The sequence below is a fragment of the Alkalibacterium sp. s-m-28 genome (assembly GCF_054658175.1).
Genome location: NZ_BAAGIQ010000181.1, coordinates 1 through 1,859, shown reverse-complemented (window position 1 = coordinate 1,859; position 1,859 = coordinate 1). Strand labels below are relative to the sequence as shown.

Below are 1,859 nucleotides of genomic sequence, written 5' to 3'. Positions count from 1 at the left end.
CTCCGAAGAAAAGGAGGATGTACTTCTACATCTTCAGAAAAAATACAAAAGAACAATGAAGACCATCTAAAACCGACGGTTTTCATTGTTCTTTTTGTTTGTTAAGAGCTGGTTTTTTCCCAGCCCCGTCTAATGGAGGAAGGAATGGTTCACCCAGAACAATTTGAGATCTCTAACGCTTCTGAACACGACCATGATTACCTTGATGTTTTTGTCAATCAACCGCTGGCAACCTATGTTTTTGACAGAGGATATATCGATTTTGAGTCTTTTGATCAGATGAAATGGGAGGGCTATTTTTTCGTTTCACGGATTAAAAAGAACACAGTAATACATGTTGTAGAAAATCTAGATATCCCGAAGGATAAGGATTCTGACGTACTCAGTGATCAATATGTGCTGCTTGGTGGGAGAGGCTATTTGACCAGTCTCCTGCGACTAGTGACTATTCGTCGAAAAGGACGATCTGATTTACGAATCATTACCAACGACGTCTTCAAAACCGCTGAAGAGATAGGGAATCTCTATCATTCACGCTGGCAAATCGAGTTGTTTTTCAAGCATATGAAACAACATATGACGATTAAGACCTACTATTCGAAATCAGAAGTCGGTGTTGAGAACCAACTAATCATGGCAATGATTGTCTACCTACTCACGTTACTTATTAAGCTAGAATTGAATTTAAAGCCAACTATTTTCCAAATTTTGCGTCACTTACGATCGGTAAAGTATGAATCGTATGCATACTTCAAAGCTCTCTTTGAACCAGGATAAGTGAAATAACTCGCGAAATGAAGTCTAGACCAATAGAATAGTCAAAAAAATTCTGGAAAAAGTCATCCGCTGCGCCAGCATTTGACTTTTTTGTAAATTTTGATGAGAACTACTTGTGATTTAGTTAACAAATATGAAATTCGGTAAGAATATAATTTTATGCAACACTAGTGAAAGAAAATATAACAATATTTAAAAACAGCCTCTGAAATTAGAGGTATGAATTATTCAGGACAGTATTAACTAATTTAAGTTTAAAAATAATGGTAAAAGCCATTTTCTATATACATCGATACATATATAGACTGCAAATTATTATCATCACTTGTGATACGGCTCCCCGTATCAATGGTAACCGTGGTAATTAAAATTAACCCTAATCTAATCCTGAATAAAGCTGGAAGATCTCTATAAAATATATCAGTGGCAACTGAATACATTTTACACAAATGTATTCAGTTGCTACTATTTTTTTTACTTTAATCATAATTCAATAAAAATTTTTAATTAAACTCTCATTTTTCTACATTAAACGAACAACTATATTAGAAAACAAATAATAAACAGTTAATAATTCATTAAAATTTGAATGTTGTAACAACAACTTCAGTAATCGCTTACAGTATGTTGGGTTGTATAAACCCGATGAGAATAGACTTTCATGAAAATAAAAGAGTCAAAAGATTCTTGACTCTTTTATTGAAATATTCTAATATATCTATAATACTTTACTCATTTCCAAAATCAGAAAGGGGAAAACAAATTGAAAAAAACTACAAAACGAAATCTGTTTGCAATTGTTATGGCTTTATCTTTATTTTTAGTAGCATGTAGCACAAGTTCCAATGGTAATGGAAATAATGCAGATACCGAGGATTTAAAACTCAAGTTTTGCAGTTAAAAAATAGCCTTTGACCCTTGGTGTCATTGACTTGGTACCGATTATTATGCCGCTTTTGATATTTGATTCAGCTGATTTTCTTTTAAAAATGGCTTGAAGAGTTCCGGTAAACTATCAAAGATGGTATCTAACAAGTCTTGAACATGTTGTTCAGATAGTACTAACTCGTTCATTAATGTCT

At 33.0% G+C, this 1,859-nt stretch carries 1 protein-coding gene; it reads left to right on the top strand.

Features of this window, described 5'->3' with window-relative positions; genetic code table 11:
• The first annotated feature begins 144 nt into the window (after nt 1-144).
• Nucleotides 145-777, top strand: coding sequence for an IS4 family transposase (locus tag ACYQ4S_RS11785; protein ID WP_459771330.1), 633 nt, complete (start codon nt 145-147; stop codon nt 775-777).
• The last annotated feature ends 1,082 nt before the right edge of the window (nt 778-1,859 follow it).

What these genes read in the sequence shown, in the direction of transcription:
- ACYQ4S_RS11785 (WP_459771330.1), top strand. Translation starts at nt 145, where the DNA reads ATGGTTCACCCAGAACAATTTGAGATCTCTAACGCTTCTGAACACGAC.